Origin of the sequence: Streptomyces sp. NBC_00224, from assembly GCF_041435195.1 — a bacterium.
GTDB lineage: Bacteria > Actinomycetota > Actinomycetes > Streptomycetales > Streptomycetaceae > Streptomyces.
In genome coordinates, this window is the sequence record NZ_CP108106.1 from 6,426,291 (window position 1) to 6,445,797 (window position 19,507).

Consider the following 19,507-nt stretch of genomic DNA (forward strand, 5'->3'; position numbering starts at 1 on the left):
CCCTCATTGCTTCGGTGCTGTGGTCCCTGGGCCCCAGGCCCCGTACGGGGGCGACGGATGCTGGTCCGAACGGGTGAGGCTCATTGCGTCGGGACTGTACGCCATGACGCAAGAGGGCGAAGTGCTCCGTGAGGTATTGGCCGGTTAGCGTGCACCCATGAACGAAGATGCACGGCTCACCGCCTGGGTACGCGGCCGAGTACAGGGAGTGGGCTTCCGCTGGTTCACCAGGGCAAACGCTTTGGAGATCGGTGGCCTCGTCGGATTCGCGCTCAACCTCGACGACGGCAGGGTGCAGGTCGTGGCCGAGGGGCCGCGTGATAAATGCCACCGTCTGCTGGAGTGGCTGAGGGACGGCGACACACCCGGCAGGGTCGACGGAGTCACCGAGATCTGGGCCGCGCCGCGCGGCGGCTACGACACCTTCGCGATCCGCTAGGACGGCCCGGCCGCCCGCATCGCGGCCCGGGGGCCGCCTACCAGTCGGTCGGTCCGGGTCCGGGGCCCCTGACCTCGTACGACTTCGTTGTTGCCAATCGCCCTCCGGCGTGCAAGGCTGCCGCTAGAAGGATGATCTCCACGCCCCCAGGGCTCCGAGGAGAGGCCTCGCCGGGTGCGTCCCGGCCGAACGGCCCCCGGACTGCCCGCCGATACGGGGCGTGATCGTGTTGACCGTCAAACTTTTTGGTGAGACGCTGGAAGCCCCGCGCACCTTAGCTGTTTGGCACCAAGAACACAGTCAAGTCCAAGCACCGCGGGTGCGATTCCCTCACGACCCAACCGCTTCGGTCGGTCACTCATTGTGGAGGACCATCCATCATGGCAAAGGCGCTTCTCGGTTACGTCGGCGGTTCCGACCCGCGACTCCTCGCCGAGATGCGACGGCTCCAGCAGCGTGTCCAGGACCTAGAGTCCGAGCTCGTACGGATCCAGTCCGAGAAGGACGCGCTGTCCGCTGCCGTTGCTTCGCACCGCGGAGACTCGCTGCTCGAAGGCATCGACATCGACGTACCCCAGGCGGAGCCTGCGCTCACCTGATCCCGGGTCGCACCCGAAGGCCCGTAGGTGAGATCCACTCTCCAGAGATAGATATGCAAGGGGCGCCTTGGCGTCCCTTCTTTCTTGCCCGGACCGTCTTTGTCGCCCGTCTCTGCCGCCCGGTGTGCGCCGCCCCTCCGCTCCGTGCGGTCTTTCTCATCCGGTGTGCCCTGCGTGGCCAGAGGTGAAACCGCCGGGGGTGCGCCTTCCCGGGGCGTCACGGGGCGCGGAGAGTAGAGTCCGACGGCGTGCACCTCAAGGCCCTCACCCTGCGCGGGTTCAAATCCTTTGCTTCCGCGACGACGTTGAAGTTCGAGCCCGGCATCACCTGTGTGGTGGGCCCCAACGGCTCCGGCAAGTCCAATGTGGTGGACGCGCTGTCCTGGGTCATGGGCGAGCAGGGCGCCAAGTCGCTGCGCGGCGGCAAGATGGAGGACGTCATCTTCGCCGGGACGACCGGCCGCCCGCCGCTGGGCCGCGCCGAGGTCTCCCTCACCATCGACAACTCCGACGGCGCCCTGCCCATCGAGTACGCCGAGGTCACCATCACCCGGATCATGTTCCGGGGCGGCAGCAGCGAGTACCAGATCAACGGCGACACCTGCCGTCTGCTCGACATCCAGGAGCTGCTCTCCGACTCCGGCATCGGGCGCGAGATGCATGTGATCGTCGGGCAGGGACAGCTCGACTCGGTGCTGCACGCCGACCCGATGGGCCGCCGGGCCTTCATCGAGGAGGCGGCCGGCGTCCTCAAGCACCGCAGGCGCAAGGAGAAGGCGCTGCGCAAGCTGGACGCGATGCAGGCCAACCTCGCGCGCGTGCAGGACCTCACCGACGAACTGCGGCGCCAGCTCAAGCCGCTGGGCCGGCAGGCGGCCGTCGCCCGCCGGGCCGCCGTCATCCAGGCCGATCTGCGCGACGCCCGGCTGCGTCTGCTCGCCGACGACCTGGTGCGGCTGCGCCGGGCGCTGCGGGCCGAGATCGAGGACGAGGCGGCGCTCAAGCAGCGCAGGGACAGCGCCGAGGCCGAGCTGAAGGCCGCCCTCGCGCGCGAGGCGGAGCTGGAGGACGAGGTCCACCGGCTCGCGCCCCGCCTCCAGAGCGCCCAGCAGACCTGGTACGAGCTGTCGCAGCTGGCCGAGCGGGTGCGGGGCACCGTCTCGCTCGCGGACGCGCGCGTGAAGAGCGCCACCGCCCAGCCGCCGGAGGAGCGGCGCGGGCGCGACCCGGAGGATATGGAGCGCGAAGCCGCCCGGATCCGGGAGCAGGAGGCGGAGCTGGAGGCGGCCCGCGAGGCGGCCGAGCGCGCCCTGGAGGACACCGCGTCCCACCGCGCCGAGCTGGAGCGGGAACTCGCGCTGGAAGAGCGTCGTTTGAAGGATGTGGCCCGGGCCATCGCGGACCGGCGCGAGGGCCTGGCGCGGCTGCACGGACAGGTCAACGCGGCGCGGAGCAGGGCGGGTTCGGCGCAGGCGGAGATCGACCGGCTGGCGGCGGCGCGCGACGAGGCGGGCGAGCGGGCGGCGCTGGCCCAGGAGGAGTACGAACAGCTGAAGGCCGAGGTCGACGGCCTGGACGCGGACGACCACGAGCTCGGCGAGGCGCACGAGCGCGCGAAGCGCGAGCTCGCGGAGGCCGAGGCGGCCCTGGGCGCCGCCCGGGAGGCGGTCACGGCCGCCGAGAGGAAACGTGCCGCCGTGGCCGCCCGCCACGACGCGCTCGCCCTGGGCCTGCGCCGCAAGGACGGCACGGGCGCGCTGCTCGCCGCCCAGGACTCGCTCGCCGGGCTGCTCGGCCCGGCCGCCGCGCTGCTCACCGTCGCGCCCGGCCACGAGGTGGCGGTGGCCGCGGCCCTGGGCGCCGCCGCCGACGCGCTCGCGGTGTCGGGACCCGCCACCGCCGCCGAGGCGATCCGGCTGCTGCGCAAGCAGGACGCCGGGCGGGCCGCGCTCCTGGTGGGCGGGCTGCCCGGCCCCCAGGAGCCCGATCCCGTACGGCCGGGCGGGCCGCCGTACGCGGCGGACCTGGTGCGCGGCCCGGAGGAACTGCTGCCCGCCGTAAGGAAGTTGCTGCGCGGGATCGTGGTCGTGGGCACCCTGGAGGACGCCGAGGACCTGGTCTACGCGCAGCCGGGCCTGACCGCCGTCACCGCCGAGGGCGATCTGCTCGGGGCGTACTTCGCACACGGAGGATCCGCCGGGGCGCCCAGCCTGCTGGAGGTGCAGGCGTCGGTCGACGAGGCCGCCGCCGAACTCGCCGAGCTCGCGGTGCGCTGCGAGGAGCTCGCCGAGGTCCAGCGAACGGCGGGGGAGCGGCGGACCGGGTGCGCCGAGCGCGTCGAGGAGCTGGGGGAGCGGCGCCGGGCCGCCGACCGGGAGAAGTCGTCCGTCGCCCAGCAGCTCGGGCGGCTCGCCGGGCAGGCGCGCGGCGCCGCCGGCGAGGCCGAGCGCACGGCGGCGGCCGCGGCTCGCGCCCAGGAGGCCCTGGAGAAGGCGCTTGAGGAGGCGGAGGAGCTGACCGAGCGGCTGCTCGTTGCCGAGGAAAATCGCCCCTCCGGGGAAGAAGGGGCGGAGGAGCCGGACACCTCCGTACGGGACCGGCTCGCCGCCGACGGGGCCAACGCCCGCCAGACCGAGATGGAGGCCCGCCTCCAGCTGCGTACGCACGAGGAGCGGGTGAAGGGCCTGGCCGGGCGGGCCGACGCGCTGGACCGGGGCGCCCGCGCCGAGCGCGAGGCCCGCGCCCGGGCCGAGGAGCGGCGCGAGCGGCTGCGCCACGAGGCCCGGGTGGCGGCGGCCGTGGCGGCGGGCGCGCGGACCCTGCTCGCCCACGTCGAGGTCTCGGTGGTGCGGGCGGAGCGGGAGCGGGCCGCCGCCGAGGCCGCGAAGGCCGCGCGCGAGCAGGACCTGGCGGGCGCCCGGGCCACCGGCCGCGACCTCAAGGGCGAGCTCGACAAGCTGACGGATTCGGTGCACCGCGGCGAGGTACTCGGTGCCGAGAAGCGGATGCGGATCGAGCAGTTGGAGACGAAGGCGCTGGAGGAGCTGGGGGTGGAGCCGGCCGGGCTGGTCGCCGAGTACGGCCCCGACCAGCCGGTGCCCCCGTCCCCGGCCGCCGAGGGAGAGGAGCTTCCCGACGACCCGGACCACCCGCGCAACCGGCCCACGGGTTTCGACCGGGCGGATCAGGAAAAGCGACTGAGGTCAGCCGAACGGGCGTACCAGCAGTTGGGAAAGGTCAACCCGCTCGCGCTGGAGGAGTTCGCGGCGCTGGAGGAGCGGCACAAGTTCCTCTCCGAGCAGCTGGAGGACCTGAAGAAGACCCGGGCCGACCTTCTTCAGGTGGTGAAGGAGGTGGACGAGCGCGTCGAGCGGGTCTTCACGGAGGCGTACCGGGACACGGCCAGGGAGTTCGAGGGCGTCTTCTCGCGGCTCTTCCCGGGCGGCGAGGGGCGGCTGATCCTGACCGACCCGTCCAACATGCTCGCCACCGGTGTGGACGTGGAGGCGCGGCCGCCGGGCAAGAAGGTGAAGCGGCTTTCGCTGCTCTCGGGCGGCGAGCGGTCGCTGACGGCCGTGGCGCTGCTGGTGTCGATCTTCAAGGCGCGGCCGAGCCCGTTCTATGTGATGGACGAGGTCGAGGCGGCGCTCGACGACACCAATCTGCAGCGGCTCATCCGGATCATGCAGGAGCTCCAGGAGTCCTCGCAGCTGATCGTGATCACGCACCAGAAGCGGACGATGGAGGTCGCGGACGCGCTGTACGGCGTGTCCATGCAGGGTGACGGCGTCTCCAAGGTCATCAGCCAGCGCCTTCGCTAACCCATCTTCAAGACTTGAACAAGTGCGACACGCCAGGGTCGCTCAACTCACAGGTCTACCCCTATTGACTTCGAAACTTGAAGGCATAGTCTCTGCAACGTTGCTTTTACCTTCAAGTGGTGGGTGACCTGAAGTTGTGCGCCACTTGAAGTGCCCCCAACGCCCGGCGACGCTGCCGGGCGGCCCCAGGAGTTCACGTGACCAGCACCACGCAGCCACAGGCCTCGGGAGCCCGCACGGCGCACCCCGAGCACCTCGGCCATGTCATCTTCATCGCGGCGGCGGCCGCGATGGGCGGCTTCCTCTTCGGCTACGACAGCGCCGTGATCAACGGCGCCGTCGAGGCCATCAGGGGCCGTTACGACATCGGCTCGGCGGCGCTCGCCCAGGTCATCGCGATCGCCCTGATCGGCTGTGCGATCGGCGCCGCCACCGCGGGCCGGATCGCCGACCGCATCGGCCGCATCCGCTGCATGCAGATCGCCTCCGTGCTCTTCACCATCAGCGCCGTCGGCTCCGCGCTCCCCTTCGCCCTGTGGGACCTGGCCTTCTGGCGCATCATCGGCGGCTTCGCCATCGGCATGGCCTCGGTGATCGGCCCCGCCTACATCGCCGAGGTCGCCCCCGCCGCGTACCGCGGGCGGCTCGGCTCCTTCCAGCAGGCCGCCATCGTCATCGGCATCGCGATCTCGCAGCTGGTCAACTGGGGCATCCTCAACGCCGCGGGCGGCGACCAGCGCGGGCACCTGATGGGCCTGGAGGCCTGGCAGGTCATGCTCGGCGTGATGGTCGTCCCGGCCGTCCTGTACGGCCTGCTCTCCTTCGCGATCCCCGAGTCGCCGCGCTTCCTGATCTCGGCCGGCCGCGACGCGCGCGCCCGTGAGGTGCTCAAGGAGGTCGAGGGCGAGCACATCGACCTGGACGCCCGCGTCGCCGAGATCGAGCACGCCATGAAGAGCGAGCACAAGTCGTCCTTCAAGGACCTGCTCGGCGGCTCGTTCTTCTTCAAGCCGATCGTCTGGGTCGGCATCGGCCTCTCGGTCTTCCAGCAGTTCGTCGGCATCAACGTCGCGTTCTACTACTCCTCGACGCTGTGGCAGTCGGTCGGCGTCGATCCTTCGCAGTCGTTCTTCTACTCGTTCACCACGTCGATCATCAACATCGTCGGCACCGTGATCGCGATGATCTTCGTCGACCGGATCGGCCGCAGGCCGCTGGCGCTCATCGGCTCGGTCGGCATGGCCGTCGGCCTCGCCCTGGAGGCCTGGGCCTTCTCGTACGACCTCGTCGACGGCAAGCTGCCCGCCACCCAGGGCTGGATCGCCCTGGTCGCCGCGCATGTCTTCGTGCTCTTCTTCGCCCTGTCCTGGGGCGTGGTGGTCTGGGTCTTCCTCGGGGAGATGTTCCCGAACCGGATCCGCGCCGCCGCCCTCGGCGTCGCCGCCTCCGCCCAGTGGATCGCCAACTGGGCCATCACCGCGAGCTTCCCGTCGCTGGCCGACTGGAACCTCTCCGCGACCTATGTGATCTACACGATCTTCGCCGCCCTCTCGATCCCCTTCGTACTGAAGTACGTGAAGGAGACCAAGGGCAAGGCGTTGGAGGAGATGGGCTAATCCCCGCTGCCCCTCTCTCCTCGAACGCGTACTGCCCCGGCTCACCCATGGAGCCGGGGCAGTACGTCGTCCGTGAACAGGCGCAGACTGCGCCACCCCTCCTCCAGTGGCATCCCGCCGCACAGCGGGTGCAGGACGAGGCTCTCGGCGCCGAGCGAGGCGCACTCCTCGGGCGTCACGATCCGGTAGACGCCCTCGGCGCGCAGCTCCTCCACCGTGGACGCCGCCGACCGCACCGCCGAGCGGATGTCCTTGGACTGCCAGGACGCGTACATCCGCGCCTCGTGCAGGAAGTGCTGCCCGTACAGCGCCCAGGCCCGGTCCGGGTCCTCGCTCAGATGCAGCAGGGGAGTCTTCTCGGCGGGCATCATCGTCCAGCCCTCGGTGCCGTGCAGGGCCAGCTGCTCGCGGTAGTACGCATCGAGGTCCGGCAGGTGCGCGCTCGGGAAGAACGGCAGCCCGAGCCGCGCCGCCCGCCGGGCCGCCGCCTTCGAGGAGCCGCCGACGAGCAGCATCGGGTGCGGCTGCGTGAACGGGCGCGGGGTGACCCGTACCGTGCGGCCCTGGTAGGTGAACGGCTCGCCCGTCCACGCCTTGAGCAGCGTCTCCAGGAGCAGGTCCTGGAGCTTGCCGCGCCGGCCCCACTCGACGCCCGCCTGCTCGTACTCCTCGGGCCGGTAGCCGATCCCCGCGACCGTCACCAGGCGCCCGCCGCTGAGCAGGTCCAGGACGGCGATGTCCTCGGCGAGCCGCAGCGGGTCGTACAGCGGGCCGATGATCGCGGAGACGGTGACCGCGATCCGGCTGGTGGCGCCGAAGACAGCGCCCGCGAAAGCGAACGGGGAGGGCAGCCAGCCGTTGCCGGTGCCGTGGTGCTCCTCGGTCTGGACGGTGTCGACGCCGTGCGCGTCGGCGTACGCGGCCATCTCCACCGCGGCGCGGTAGCGGGCCGACAGGGTCTCGGGCGGCTCGTGCGGGGCCACCAAGTTCATGCGTACGACCGTGAACGGCATGGGAAAGTCCCCCTCCGCCGGGCTGGATCCGGTGGAGGGGGACGGTAGCTGACGAAGCGTCAGACGGCCAGGGGTGCGCGCTCCCCGGCCGCCTCGCCCGCCTCTGCCGGGGCCGGCACGGCGGGCTTCGGCAGGACCACGTACAGCAGGGCGGAGACCACGATGGTGGCCACCCAGCCCAGGCCGTACTCGCCGACCGGGTTGTTCGAGGCGAGCGGGCCGGTGAACCAGTCCGAGGTGGTGAACAGCAGGCCCGAGCCGAGGCCCACCGCCCAGGCGGCGACGGCGGCGGGGGAGAAGCCGCCCGTGTACCAGTAGGCGCTGGTGGGGGTGGTGTCGAGCAGCGCCTTCGCGTCGTACTCCGTGCGCCGCAGCATGTCCGCGCCGAAGACGCCGACCCAGGCCGAGAAGGCGACGGCGAGCAGCGAGAGGAAGGCGATGAAGGAGCCCATGAAGCTCTTGGCGACCAGCATCAGCACACCGCCGAAGGCCAGCGAGATCACGGCGTTGACCGAGACCGCCCAGTGGCGCGGGATCTTGAAGCCGAGGGTCTGCGCGGTGAAGCCGGCCGAGTACATCGACATCGAGTTGATCAGCACCATGCCGACCAGGGCGATCAGCAGATACGGCACCGCGATCCACAGCGGCAGGATCTCGCCGAGGAAGGAGACCGGGTCCGCGGCCGAGGCCAGGTCCGGCGTGGAGACCGCCATGACCGCGCCCATGAGGATCATCGGCAGCACGACGATCCCGGCGCCGCCCACGGAGCTGGCGACCATGGCCTTGGACGAGGCCGTGCGCGGCAGATAGCGGGTGAAGTCCGGGGCGGACGGGATCCAGCTGACACCGCCCGCGGCGATCAGGCCGGTGCCCGCCACCATCAGCGAGACCTTGCCCGCCGGGCGGTCGAAGACCGCGCTCCAGTCGGTGTCCAGGGCCAGGTAGACGAGCACGAGCACGGAGAACGCGCCGAACAGATAGGTCGCGTACTTGTTGCACTTCTGCACGACGTTGATGCCGAGCCCCGAGATCGCGAAGGTCGTCACCACGAAGACCAGCAGCGTCACGATGATCAGGAAGGTGTTGCTCTTCACGCCGAGGACGATGTCCAGGACGGTCAGCATCGCGTAGGCGCCGGTGACTGCGTTGATGGTCTCCCAGCCCCAGCGGGCGACCCAGATCAGCGCGCCCGGCAGCAGGTTGCCGCGCTGCCCGAAGACCGCGCGCGACAGCGCCATGCCGGGTGCGCCACCGCGCTTGCCGGCGATGGAGATGAGCCCCACGAGGCCGTAACTGACGGCCGGAGCGGCGGTCCCGACGACGATCGCCTGCCAGAAGTTCAGCTTGTACGTCACGACGAGGCTGGCGCCCATCGTGAGCAGCAGCACGCTGATGTTGGCGGCGACCCAGGTCGGGAAGAGATCCCGCGTTCTGGCGGTGCGCTCGCTGTCGGGGACGGGCTCCAGGCCACGGGTTTCCAGTGCGCCTTCGGACTGGGATGTGGTGCTCATGGGGGTGCGGTTGCCTCTCGCTCGGCTCTGGAGGGAGCCGGTGGGGGTCATCTCGGGGGACTCTACGCGCGTTGATGCCTCCCCCTCCATCGTAACTTAATACGACGATTGCCCCATAATTCCCCTTGATCTTCATGCGAAGACACGACCGGGGCCCCGCGACGGCCCATGACTGATACTGGGGTGGTTATGGAATTCGTCATCCTTGCTGTAGTCATCGCCCTGGTCGCGGTCGGCGTGATCAGCGGGCTCGTGGTCAGCAGCCGCAAGAAGAAGCAGCTGCCCCCCACGGCTCCGCCGTCCACGCCGACCATCACTGCCCCGCCCGCCGAGCCTCACGTCGGCGAAGACGCCGCGGAGACGGCCGAGGAGCAACGCCGCACGATCGAGGAGGTCGCCCTCCCCGAGGCCCCGGCGAGCCCCGTCGTCGAGGAGGCGCTTCCCGAGGCGCCCGCCGCGCCCGAGATCGAGGTGCCCGAGCCGACGGCCGGCCGCCTCGTACGGCTGCGCGCCCGGCTCGCCCGCTCCCAGAACTCGCTGGGCAAGGGGCTCCTCACGCTGCTCTCCCGGGACAACCTCGACGAGGACACCTGGGAGGAGATCGAGGACACCCTGCTCACCGCGGACGTCGGCGTCGCCCCGACCCAGGAGCTGGTCGAGCGGCTGCGCGAGCGCGTCCGGGTGCTCGGCACCCGCACCCCCGCCGAACTGCGCACCCTGCTGCGCGAGGAGCTCGTGGCGCTGCTCGGCCCGGACCTCGACCGCACGGTGAAGACCGAGGGCGGCCTGGAGAGCCCCGGTGTCGTCATGGTCGTCGGGGTCAACGGCACCGGCAAGACCACCACCACCGGCAAGCTCGCGCGCGTCCTCGTCGCCGACGGCAAGTCGGTCGTCCTGGGCGCGGCGGACACCTTCCGCGCGGCCGCCGCCGACCAGCTGCAGACCTGGGGTGAGCGCGTCGGCGCCCGCACCGTGCGCGGCCCCGAGGGCGGCGACCCGGCGTCGATCGCCTTCGACGCGGTCAAGGAGGGCATCGCGGAGGGCGCGGACGTCGTCCTCATCGACACCGCGGGCCGGCTGCACACCAAGACCGGGCTCATGGACGAGCTCGGCAAGGTCAAGCGCGTCGTGGAGAAGCACGGCCCGCTGGACGAGATCCTGCTGGTCCTCGACGCCACCACCGGACAGAACGGGCTGGTCCAGGCCCGCGTCTTCGCCGAGGTCGTCGACATCACCGGCATCGTCCTCACCAAGCTCGACGGCACCGCCAAGGGCGGCATCGTCATCGCCGTCCAGCGCGAGCTCGGCGTCCCGGTCAAGCTCATCGGCCTCGGCGAGGGTGCGGACGACCTGGCGCCGTTCGAGCCGGGGGCGTTCGTGGACGCGCTCATCGGCGACTAGGCGTTACGTACGTAACGCGTATACGTACGACGAAGTGCCCGCTCCCCTCGTGCAGATGGGGGCGGGCACTTCCGTATGCCGGGAACGCGTCAGAACGGGGCCCGGTGGCAGATGTACGCCAGCGTGCCCAGCAGCAGCCGGGCCTCCGGCGGGCGGGTCGCGGTGTCCAGGGACGGCGGGCGCAGCCAGTGGACGTCCGCCGACGGGGGAGCGGGCACATACGCCCCGGGCCCCGGGCAGACCAGGTCCAGGTCGGCGTCGTCCCAGCCCATCCGGTAGAGCAGGCGCGGCAGTTCGGCCGCGGCCCCCGGGGCGACGAAGAAGTGGGTGCGGCCCGCCGGGGTGGTCGAGACCGGGCCGAGTGGCAGCCCCATCCGCTCCAGGCGCACCAGCGCCCGCCGCCCCGCGGGCGCCGCCACGTCCAGGATGTCGAAGGTGCGGCCCACCGGAAGCAGCACCGCGGCCCCCGGGCACTCCGCCCACGCCTTGCCGACCTCGTCCAGGGTCGCGCCCGCGGGCACCTCCGGCGCGAAGTCCAGCGGGTGCGCTCCCGGCGCCGGGCAGCCCGCCTCGCCGCACGAGCACTGGCCGGAGAGCTCCCGGGCCCCCGGGGCGACGTCCCAGCCCCACAGGCCCGTGTACTCCGCCACCGCGGTGACTTCGGTCGCGCGGCCGCGGCGCCGCGAGCCGGCCCGGCTTTCGCGGATCCCCCGGCTGCCACCGATCGTGAACCCCATGCCCCCTCCAACGGATCTGACTCGACGGTGGTTACGATCCGGAGTTCCCTGATTGCGCGCTGCTCACCCGGCGGCTCGCGGCGGAAGGGAGGGTGGTGCGAACCGGTCCGCGCGCCCCGGCGTGCACCGTTCCATCGACTCCTGATCGACCTCTGTCAAGTGAATCGCGCACAGCGCCAAGGGAGTTCATTCGAAGGGGTGGCGAATGGTGGCGTTTCTGGAATCGCCCTCGCGGGAGCGGTGATCGTAGGATTACTTTCAGTACATGGACCCCGGAGGCCCACGCGCTCGTGGGTATGCCAACGGCAAGGAGCTGTACCGTCCGAAGGGCCGCGTACTGAGGACAACAGGCCCCGACTCGCGGCATTCTGATAGGGGTTCGCATGGCAGGGAAGACGCACATGGCTTTAGCTGAATGGGGGCGTTCCAGTGGGCGGCAGTGGGGCTAGCGGTACGAGCGCCGGCAAGCGCCCCAACGAACAGCTGAGTTCGTGGTTCGTGCGGAGCGGCTGGTCGAAGGGCGAGCTCGCGCGGCAGGTCAACCGGCGGGCGCGCCAGCTCGGCGCGCACCACATCAGCACGGACACCTCCCGGGTGCGCCGCTGGCTCGACGGCGAGATGCCGCGCGAGCCGATCCCGCGCATCCTCTCCGAGCTGTTCTCCGAGCGGTTCGGCAGCGTCGTGGCCGTCGAGGACCTCGGGTTGCGCACCGCACACCAGTCCCCGTCGGTCTCCGGCGTCGACCTGCCCTGGGCGGGCCCGCAGACGGTCTCCCTGCTCAGCGAGTACTCGCGCAGCGACCTGATGCTGGCCCGGCGAGGCTTCCTCGGCACCTCCCTGATGCTGTCGGCCGGGCCCGCCCTGATCGAGCCCATGCAGCGCTGGCTGGTGCCCGCGCCGCCCGGCGAGTCCATCAACGTGGAGACGCCCGCCAACGCCCGGCGCCCCTCCCGGCTCTCCAAACCGGAGCTCGACCTCCTGGAGACCACCACCGAGATGTTCCGCCAGTGGGACGCCCAGTGCGGCGGCGGACTGCGCCGCAAGGCCGTCGTCGGCCAGCTCCACGAGGTCACCGACCTCCTCCAGGAGCCGCAGCCCGAGGCCACCGCCCGGCGCCTGTTCCGGGTCGCCGCCGAACTCGCGGAACTGGCCGGGTGGATGAGCTACGACGTGGGCCTGCAGCCCACCGCCCAGAAGTACTTCGTCCTCGCCCTGCACGCGGCCAAGGAGTGCGGCGACAAGCCCCTCGGGTCGTACATCCTGTCCTCGATGAGCCGCCAGATGATCCACCTCGGCCGCCCCGACGACGCCCTGGAACTCATCCACCTCGCCCAGTACGGCAGCCGCGACTGCGCCACCCCCCGCACCCAGGCGATGCTGTATGCGATGGAGGCGCGCGCGTACGCGAACATGGGCCAGCCCAGCAAGTGCAAGCGGGCCGTCAGAATGTCCGAGGACACCTTCGGCGACGCCGGACTCGACGGCGAGCCGGAGCCCGACTGGATCCAGTTCTTCTCCGAGGCGGAGCTCAACGGGGAGAACGCGCACTCGTTCCGCGACCTGGCCTATGTGGCCGGGCGCAGCCCCACGTACGCCACGCTCGCCGAGCCGGTGATGGAGAAGGCGGTCGCGCTCTTCGGCAAGGACGACGTCCACCAGCGCTCGTACGCGCTGAACCTGATCGGCATGGCCACCGTCCACCTCCTCAAGCGCGAGCCCGAGCAGTCCACCGTGCTGGCCGGACAGGCCCTGAAGATCGCCAAGATGGTCCGCTCCGAGCGGGTCAACACCCGGCTGCGCAAGACCGTCGACACCGCCGTGCGGGACTTCGGGGACGTGGCCGAGGTCGTCCAGTTCACCGATCTGCTCGGCCGGGAGCTGCCCGAGACCGCCGAGGCCGTCTGAACACCCCGGGGAGCCGCCACGGCGGCATACAGGACGCCGGCCGCGACGCCCACCCCGTACAGCCCGACTCGGCTCCCCCACGCCAGGTCAACCGGGGGACGTCGCGGCCGGTCACCCGTCCGCGTGTACGCGGATGGTAGCCGCCCCCAGGGCACTGATCCGGCAGTTCATGCCGGTGTAACACGCCCGACCTCTTCGTCACGGTGGCGAAACATCGTGCGGCATCGACGGAAACCGCGCTGCGCCAACCTCATGGCGCATAACGGCCCACCCCTTCGCAGCCACTCGTTCGCCCCCGCACGGGCCGCCGTACCGACGACGAGGAGACGCCGATGCCCCCAGGCATCACGCTCGCAGCTGACGCTCCGCAGCTGTCCAGCGCCAACACCGGATTCATGCTGATCTGCTCAGCGCTGGTGATGATCATGACCCCCGGCCTGGCCTTCTTCTACGGAGGCATGGTCCGCGTCAAGAGCACGCTCAACATGCTGATGATGAGCTTCATCAGCCTCGGGATCGTCACGATCCTGTGGGTGCTCTACGGCTTCAGCCTCAGCTTCGGCGAGTCCAACGGCTTCATCGGCTGGTCCAAGGACTACTTCGGGCTCAGCGGCATCGGCATCGTCCAGCTCTGGCCCGGCTACACCATCCCGATCTACGTCTTCGCCGTCTTCCAGCTGATGTTCGCGGTCATCACACCGGCGCTGATAAGCGGCGCGCTCGCCGACCGCGTCAAGTTCAGCGCCTGGGCGCTGTTCATCACCCTGTGGGTCAGCGTCGTCTACTTCCCGGTCGCCCACTGGGTCTGGGCCTCCGACGGCTGGCTCTTCAAGAAGGGCGTCATCGACTTCGCGGGCGGCACCGCCGTCCACATCAACGCCGGTGCGGCCGCCCTCGGCGTCATCCTCGTCATCGGCAAGCGCGTCGGCTTCAAGAAGGACCCGATGCGGCCGCACAGCCTGCCGCTGGTCATGCTCGGCGCCGGGCTGCTGTGGTTCGGCTGGTTCGGCTTCAACGCCGGCTCCTGGCTCGGCAACGACGACGGCGTCGGCGCGGTGATGTTCGTCAACACCCAGGTCGCCACCGCCGCCGCCATGCTCGCCTGGCTCGGCTACGAGAAGCTGCGCCACGGCTCCTTCACCACCCTCGGCGCCGCCTCCGGCGCGGTCGCGGGCCTCGTCGCCATCACCCCCTCCGGCGGCTGCGTCAGCCCCCTCGGCGCGATCGCCGTCGGCGCCATCGCGGGTCTGCTCTGCGCCATGGCCGTCGGCCTCAAGTACCGCTTCGGCTATGACGACTCCCTCGACGTCGTCGGCGTCCACATGGTCGGCGGCATCGCCGGCTCCCTCCTCGTCGGCCTCTTCGCCACCGGCGGCGTACAGTCCGACGCCAAGGGCCTCTTCTACGGCGGCGGCCTCGACCAGCTCGGCAAGCAGGCCATCGGCGTCGGCGCGGTCCTCGGCTACTCCCTGGTGGCCTCCGCGGTCCTCGCCTTCCTGCTCGACAAGACGATCGGGATGCGGGTCCCCGAGGACGACGAGGTCTCCGGCATCGACCAGGTCGAGCACGCCGAGACGGCGTACGACTTCAGCGGCGCGGGCGGCGGCACCGCCACCCGCACGCCCGCCCCGGCCCCGGGCGAGAAGGCAGCGCAGAACAAGAAGGTGGACGCATGAAGCTGATCACCGCGGTCGTCAAGCCGCACCGTCTGGACGAGATCAAGGAGGCCCTCCAGGCCTTCGGGGTCCAGGGCCTCACGGTCACCGAGGCCAGCGGATACGGGCGCCAGCGCGGCCACACCGAGGTCTACCGCGGCGCCGAGTACACCGTCGACCTCGTCCCCAAGATCCGCATCGAGGTCCTGGTCGAGGACGACGACGCCGAGCAGCTGATCGACGTCGTGGTCAAGGCCGCCAGGACCGGGAAGATCGGGGACGGCAAGGTGTGGAGCGTGCCGGTCGAGACGGCGGTCCGGGTCCGCACCGGCGAACGCGGCCCCGACGCCCTCTGAGTTGGTCCCCCGATTCGGTACGGACAGGAGCTGCCGGTGACGCGTGTGGAAGTCAGCACAGAGACAGAGGACTCCGGATCCGGCGGCTACGCGGCGGCCCGGCTGCGCCTTCTCCAGGAGGAGGCGCGGTCCGGGCCGCCGCGCCGTGCCGCCCTGGCCAAGCTCACCGACGACTGGCTGGCCCAGCTCTTCACGGGAGCGGCCGGGGCGGCCGGGGTGCGCGGGGCCGCCCTGATGGCCGTCGGCGGCTACGGGCGCGGCGAACTGTCGCCCCGCAGCGACCTCGACCTGGTGCTCGTGCACGACGGCAGCGCGAGCGCGAGCGCCGTCTCCGCGCTCGCCGACAGCCTCTGGTACCCCGTCTGGGACCTGGGTCTGGCCCTCGACCACTCGGTCCGCACCCCCGCCGAGGCCCGCAGGACCGCGGGCGCCGACCTCAAGGTGCACCTCGGCCTCCTGGACGCCCGCCATCTGGCGGGCGAGCAGAGCCTGACGGCCTCTCTGCGCAGCGCCGTCCTCGCCGACTGGCGCAACCTCGCGCCCAAGCGGCTGCCCGAACTCGACGCGCTGTGCCGCGAACGGGCCGAGCGCCAGGGCGAGTTGCAGTTCCTGCTCGAACCCGACCTCAAGGAGGCGCACGGCGGGCTGCGGGACGCCACCGCCCTGCGCGCGGTCGCCGCGTCCTGGCTCGCCGACGCGCCCCGCGAGGGCCTGGGGGAGGCCCGGCGCCGGCTCCTGGACGTCCGCGACGCGCTCCATCTGGCCACCGGCCGGGCCACCGACCGCCTCGCCCTCCAGGAACAGGACGCCGTCGCCGCCGCGCTCGGCGTGCTGGACGCGGACGTACTGCTGCGCCAGGTGTACGAGGCCGCGCGGACCATCGCGTACGCCAGTGACGTCACCTGGCGCGAGGTCGGCCGGGTCCTGCGGGCCCGCTCGGCGCGGCCCCGGCTGCGGAGTCTGCTCGGCGGCCGGACGGCGGCCCCCGAGCGGACCCCGCTCGCCGAAGGGGTGGTCGAGCAGGACGGCGAGGTGGTGCTCGCGCTCGCCGCGAAACCCGAGCGCGACCCGGTGCTGCCGCTGCGGGCCGCCGCGGCCGCCGCCCGCTCCGGGCTGCCGATCTCGCTGCACGCCGTGCGCCGCCTCGCCGCCGCGGTCCGGCCGCTGCCGGTGCCCTGGCCCGCCGAGGCCCGCGAGGAGCTGGTGACGCTGCTGGGCGCGGGCGAGTCCACCGTGCCCGTCTGGGAGGCGCTGGAGGCCGAGGGCCTGATCACCCGGCTGCTGCCCGACTGGGAGCGGGTGCGCTGCCGCCCGCAGCGCAACGCCGTGCACACCTGGACCGTCGACCGCCACCTGGTGGAGACGGCCGTACGGGCCTCCTCGCTCACCCGCCGCGTCGGCCGCCCCGACCTGCTCCTGGTCGCGGCGCTGCTCCACGACATCGGCAAGGGCTGGCCGGGCGACCACAGCGTGGCGGGCGAGGTCATCGCGCGCGACGTGGCCACCCGGGTCGGCTTCGACAAGGACGACGTGGCCGTGGTCGCCGTGCTCGTACGCCACCACCTGCTGCTCGTCGAGACGGCGACCCGGCGCGACCTGGACGACCCCGCGACGGTACGGGCGGCGGCCGAGGCGGTCGGTACGGTCTCCACGCTCGAACTGCTCCACGCGCTCACCGAGGCGGACGCGCTGGCGACCGGACCGGCCGCCTGGTCGTCGTGGCGGGGCTCGCTCGTGGCGGACCTGGTGAAGCGGGTGGGGGCGGTGCTGGCGGGGGAGCCGGTGGACCCGGAGCCGCCGCTCACCACGGCCGAGCAGGAGCGCCTCGCGATGGAGGCCCACCGCACGCGCGGCCCGGTCCTCGCGCTGCGCGCCCAGACGGACGCGCCTGTGGACGAGGGGGCCCGTGAACCGCTCGGCGTGGAACTCCTGATCGCGGTCCCGGACCAGGACGGGGTGCTGCCGGCGGTGGCGGGCGTGCTGGCGATGCACCGCCTCACCGTGCGGACGGCGGAGCTGCGGGCGATCGAGCTGCCCGACCCGGTGGGCGGGGAGATCCTCCTGCTGGACTGGCGGGTGGCGGCGGAGTACGGCTCGCTCCCGCAGGCGGCCCGGCTCCGCGCCGACCTGGTCCGGGCCCTGGACGGCTCCCTGGACCTGCCCGCCCGCCTGGCCGAGCGCGAGGCGGCCCGCCGCCGCGGCCCGGCCGCGCCCCCGCCCCGCGTCACGGTCGCCCCGGCGGCGTCCCGCCTGGCCACGGTGATCGAGGTCCGCGCCCAGGACGCCCCCGGCCTCCTGCACCGCATCGGCCGCGAACTGGAGCGGGCCGGGGTACGAGTGCGCAGCGCCCACGTCTCGACGCTGGGGGCGAACGCGGTGGACGCGTTCTATGTGACAGACGGGGAGGGGGAGCCACTGGGGGCGGAGGTGGCGGTGGGGGTTGCGCGGGGGGTGGAGCGGGCGCTGGGTTCTGAGCGAGGTTGATTTCTCCACCCCGCGGGGGGCTTCGCCCCGGGGCCCGGTTTTTGTCCGCGGGTGGGTGGGGGCTGGTCGCGCAGTTCCCCGCGCCCCTGAGATGCGCCCCTTCGGGGCGCTCAGGGGATTGCCGCAGAGCGGCATTTTTAGGGGCGCGGGGAACTGCGCGAGCAACCATCGACGGCCCGCAGACGACGAACAAGGCCCCCCACCCCTACCCCCGCTCCCCCCGGAGGGACGCGGCGGGGTGGGGAAAACGTCCGCCGGGATACCCTGGGGGGCGTTCACCCGACCGCCCTACGAGCCGAGGATCCGCGACCACCGTGTTCGACACCCTCTCCGACCGCCTCAGCGCGACATTCAAGAACCTCCGGGGCAAGGGCCGCCTGTCCGAGGCGGACATCGACGCCACGGCACGCGAGATCCGTATCGCCCTGCTCGAAGCCGACGTCGCCCTGCCCGTCGTGCGCGCCTTCATCAAGCAGGTCAAGGAGCGCGCGTCCGGCGTAGAGGTCTCCCAGGCGCTCAACCCCGCCCAGCAGGTCGTCAAGATCGTCAACGAGGAGCTCATCACCATCCTCGGTGGTGAGACCCGTCGGCTGCGGTTCGCCAAGACCGCCCCGACGGTGATCATGCTCGCCGGTCTCCAGGGCGCCGGTAAGACCACCCTCGCCGGAAAGCTCGGCCAGTGGCTCAAGGGCCAGGGCCACGCGCCGCTGCTCGTCGCCTGCGACCTGCAGCGTCCGAACGCCGTCAACCAGCTCTCCGTCGTCGCCGAGCGCGCCGGCGTCGCGGTCTACGCGCCGGAGCCCGGCAACGGCGTCGGCGACCCGGTCAAGGTCGCCCAGGACTCCATCGAGTACGCCCGGTCGAAGCAGTACGACGTGGTCGTCGTCGACACCGCCGGCCGCCTCGGCATCGACTCCGAGATGATGCAGCAGGCCGCGGACATCCGCGACGCGGTCCGCCCGGACGAGATCCTGTTCGTCGTCGACGCCATGATCGGCCAGGACGCGGTCAACACCGCGGAGGCCTTCCGCGACGGCGTCGGCTTCGACGGCGTGGTGCTCTCCAAGCTCGACGGCGACGCCCGAGGCGGTGCCGCGCTCTCCATCGCGCACGTCACCGGCAAGCAGATCATGTTCGCCTCCAACGGCGAGAAGCTCGACGAGTTCGACGCGTTCCACCCGGACCGCATGGCGTCGCGCATCCTCGACATGGGTGACCTGCTCACCCTGATCGAGCAGGCGGAGAAGACGTTCAGCCAAGAAGAGGCCGAGAAGATGGCCTCCAAGCTGGCGTCGAAGAAGGGCCAGGACTTCACGCTCGACGACTTCCTGGCGCAGATGGAGCAGGTCCGCAAGATGGGCTCCATCTCCAAGCTGCTCGGCATGCTCCCGGGCATGGGGCAGATCAAGGACCAGATCAACAACATCGACGAGCGCGACGTGGACCGCACCGCCGCGATCATCAAGTCGATGACCCCGGGCGAGCGCCAGGACCCGCACCTGATCAACGGCTCGCGCCGCGCCCGTATCGCCAAGGGCTCCGGCGTCGAGGTCAGCGCGGTCAAGAACCTGGTCGAGCGGTTCTTCGAGGCCCGCAAGATGATGTCGCGGATGGCCCAGGGCGGCGGGATGCCTGGTATGCCGGGGATGCCGGGCATGGGTGGCGGCCCCGGCCGTCAGAAGAAGCAGGTCAAGCAGGCCAAGGGCAAGCGCAAGAGCGGCAACCCGATGAAGCGCAAGGCCGAGGAGCAGGCGGCCGCCGAGCGCCGCGAGCAGGGCCCCGCGGGCCTGCCCGCCGCCGCGCAGGCCCCCGAGGACTTCGAACTGCCGGACGCGTTCAAGAAGTTCATGGGCTGACGCCCGTTCGGGTGCGTACTACGTACTTCGTACGTACGAGACGTCCGACGCAGCACCGGAAGGGCCCGCGAGCCGTACAGGCCGCGGGCCCTTCCGCGTATCCGGGGCACCCCC

At 71.6% G+C, this 19,507-nt stretch carries 13 protein-coding genes; 10 read left to right on the top strand and 3 right to left on the bottom strand.

The window, feature by feature from the left end; genetic code table 11:
* The first annotated feature begins 157 nt into the window (after positions 1-157).
* From OG965_RS28835 to OG965_RS28850, 4 genes are all read left to right on the top strand, one after another.
* On the top strand, positions 158-439 hold the full coding sequence (locus tag OG965_RS28835) for an acylphosphatase (protein WP_371654957.1): 282 nt from the start codon (positions 158-160) through the stop codon (positions 437-439).
* A gap of 380 nt (positions 440-819) precedes the next feature.
* Entirely contained in the window at positions 820-1,038 is a 219-nt protein-coding gene (locus OG965_RS28840; protein WP_067164723.1) for a hypothetical protein, read from the top strand.
* 248 nt (positions 1,039-1,286) lie between these two features.
* Positions 1,287-4,859 (top strand): chromosome segregation protein SMC, encoded by a 3,573-nt coding sequence (gene smc / locus OG965_RS28845; protein ID WP_371654958.1) that lies wholly within the window; start codon positions 1,287-1,289, stop codon positions 4,857-4,859.
* 197 nt (positions 4,860-5,056) lie between these two features.
* The gene (locus OG965_RS28850; RefSeq protein ID WP_371654959.1) at positions 5,057-6,475 is read left to right on the top strand and encodes a sugar porter family MFS transporter; all 1,419 of its coding nucleotides are present in this window, start codon (positions 5,057-5,059) and stop codon (positions 6,473-6,475) included.
* Between the two features lie 41 nt (positions 6,476-6,516).
* Here OG965_RS28850 and OG965_RS28855 read toward each other — a convergent pair whose 3' ends face one another.
* Both OG965_RS28855 and OG965_RS28860 read right to left on the bottom strand, forming a co-directional pair.
* Positions 6,517-7,488, bottom strand: a complete 972-nt coding sequence (locus OG965_RS28855; RefSeq protein ID WP_371654960.1) for an LLM class flavin-dependent oxidoreductase — start codon at positions 7,486-7,488, stop codon at positions 6,517-6,519.
* Positions 7,489-7,547: 59 nt separating this feature from the next.
* Positions 7,548-8,999, bottom strand: coding sequence for a cytosine permease (locus OG965_RS28860; protein WP_371654961.1), 1,452 nt, complete (start codon positions 8,997-8,999; stop codon positions 7,548-7,550).
* A gap of 189 nt (positions 9,000-9,188) precedes the next feature.
* Between OG965_RS28860 and ftsY the strand changes: the two genes are divergently transcribed.
* Positions 9,189-10,400, top strand: coding sequence for a signal recognition particle-docking protein FtsY (gene ftsY, locus OG965_RS28865; RefSeq protein WP_371654962.1), 1,212 nt, complete (start codon positions 9,189-9,191; stop codon positions 10,398-10,400).
* An 89-nt stretch (positions 10,401-10,489) separates the two neighbouring features.
* On the opposite strand, the gene OG965_RS28870 is transcribed toward ftsY, so the two are convergent.
* Positions 10,490-11,137 (bottom strand): bifunctional DNA primase/polymerase, encoded by a 648-nt coding sequence (locus OG965_RS28870; RefSeq protein WP_371654963.1) that lies wholly within the window; start codon positions 11,135-11,137, stop codon positions 10,490-10,492.
* Positions 11,138-11,566: 429 nt separating this feature from the next.
* On the opposite strand from OG965_RS28870, the gene OG965_RS28875 reads away from it, so the two are divergent.
* From OG965_RS28875 to ffh, 5 genes are all read left to right on the top strand, one after another.
* Positions 11,567-13,042, top strand: a complete 1,476-nt coding sequence (locus OG965_RS28875; RefSeq protein WP_371654964.1) for a hypothetical protein — start codon at positions 11,567-11,569, stop codon at positions 13,040-13,042.
* A 332-nt stretch (positions 13,043-13,374) separates the two neighbouring features.
* Entirely contained in the window at positions 13,375-14,718 is a 1,344-nt protein-coding gene (locus tag OG965_RS28880) for an ammonium transporter (protein WP_371654965.1), read from the top strand.
* Positions 14,715-15,053 (top strand): P-II family nitrogen regulator, encoded by a 339-nt coding sequence (locus OG965_RS28885; RefSeq protein ID WP_101390346.1) that lies wholly within the window; start codon positions 14,715-14,717, stop codon positions 15,051-15,053. The genes OG965_RS28880 and OG965_RS28885 overlap by 4 nt, the downstream gene beginning before the upstream one ends.
* A 36-nt stretch (positions 15,054-15,089) precedes the next feature.
* Positions 15,090-17,537, top strand: coding sequence for a [protein-PII] uridylyltransferase (locus OG965_RS28890; protein ID WP_371654966.1), 2,448 nt, complete (start codon positions 15,090-15,092; stop codon positions 17,535-17,537).
* A 314-nt stretch (positions 17,538-17,851) separates the two neighbouring features.
* The gene (gene ffh / locus OG965_RS28895) at positions 17,852-19,393 is read left to right on the top strand and encodes a signal recognition particle protein (RefSeq protein WP_371654967.1); all 1,542 of its coding nucleotides are present in this window, start codon (positions 17,852-17,854) and stop codon (positions 19,391-19,393) included.
* Positions 19,394-19,507 lie beyond the last annotated feature (114 nt).

Excerpts from the sequence above, each read along its gene's own strand:
- OG965_RS28835 (WP_371654957.1), top strand. The coding sequence starts at position 158 with ATGAACGAAGATGCACGGCTCACCGCCTGGGTACGCGGCCGAGTACAG.
- OG965_RS28860 (WP_371654961.1), bottom strand. The coding sequence starts at position 8,999 with ATGAGCACCACATCCCAGTCCGAAGGCGCACTGGAAACCCGTGGCCTG.
- OG965_RS28885 (WP_101390346.1), top strand. The coding sequence starts at position 14,715 with ATGAAGCTGATCACCGCGGTCGTCAAGCCGCACCGTCTGGACGAGATC.
- OG965_RS28870 (WP_371654963.1), bottom strand. The coding sequence starts at position 11,137 with ATGGGGTTCACGATCGGTGGCAGCCGGGGGATCCGCGAAAGCCGGGCC.
- OG965_RS28840 (WP_067164723.1), top strand. The coding sequence starts at position 820 with ATGGCAAAGGCGCTTCTCGGTTACGTCGGCGGTTCCGACCCGCGACTC.
- OG965_RS28880 (WP_371654965.1), top strand. The coding sequence starts at position 13,375 with ATGCCCCCAGGCATCACGCTCGCAGCTGACGCTCCGCAGCTGTCCAGC.
- OG965_RS28855 (WP_371654960.1), bottom strand. The coding sequence starts at position 7,488 with ATGCCGTTCACGGTCGTACGCATGAACTTGGTGGCCCCGCACGAGCCG.
- ftsY (WP_371654962.1), top strand. The coding sequence starts at position 9,189 with ATGGAATTCGTCATCCTTGCTGTAGTCATCGCCCTGGTCGCGGTCGGC.